Below are 560 nucleotides of genomic sequence, written 5' to 3'. Positions count from 1 at the left end.
GTAAGCGCCGTTAAATCGACGTACTTGCCCTAACGGTATTGCGCCACTTTTTTTGAAATCGGCTCCAACGCCACATTCCACGGTAGCAGCGCTTCCAGCTTTTCCAGGCTGTCCGCGTCGCCGATCCGCTCCAGCACATAATTGATATACGCTGACGGCTCCAGCTGATTGGCCTTGGCTGTTTCCAGCAGCGAGTAGCAGGTCGCGCTCGCCTTCGCTCCTTGCGCGCTATCGGCGAACAACCACGCCTTGCGACCCACCGCAAACGGGCGGATCGCGTTTTCCGCCAGCACGTTGCTGATATGCAGATCGCCGCGCATGCAGTAACCTACCAGGCAAGACCACTGTCCCAGCGTGTACTCCATCGCTTTTCTCGTCAGCGACCCTTTCATCACCTTGCCGATCTGCTCTTCCAACCAGATTTTGAACTCTGCCAGCAGCGGCACGCTGCGTGACTGCCGCCCCTGATAGCGCTCGGCATCACTGCCGTCCCGCAGCTCCCGTTCGATAGCATAGAGTTTGCTGATATAGCCCAACGCCACATCGGCCTTGCTGGCTTT

At 58.0% G+C, this 560-nt stretch carries 1 protein-coding gene; it reads right to left on the bottom strand.

Annotated features, from left to right (window positions below; all coding sequences use genetic code 11):
- Positions 1–29: 29 nt before the first annotated feature.
- The coding region (locus OKB81_RS20725) for an IS66 family transposase (protein WP_270805464.1) at positions 30–560 on the bottom strand (531 nt) is incomplete at its 5' end.

Source organism: Aeromonas sp. QDB56, from assembly GCF_027705505.1.
Lineage (GTDB): Bacteria > Pseudomonadota > Gammaproteobacteria > Enterobacterales > Aeromonadaceae > Aeromonas > Aeromonas caviae.
This window is presented reverse-complemented; position numbering and strand designations above follow the sequence as displayed.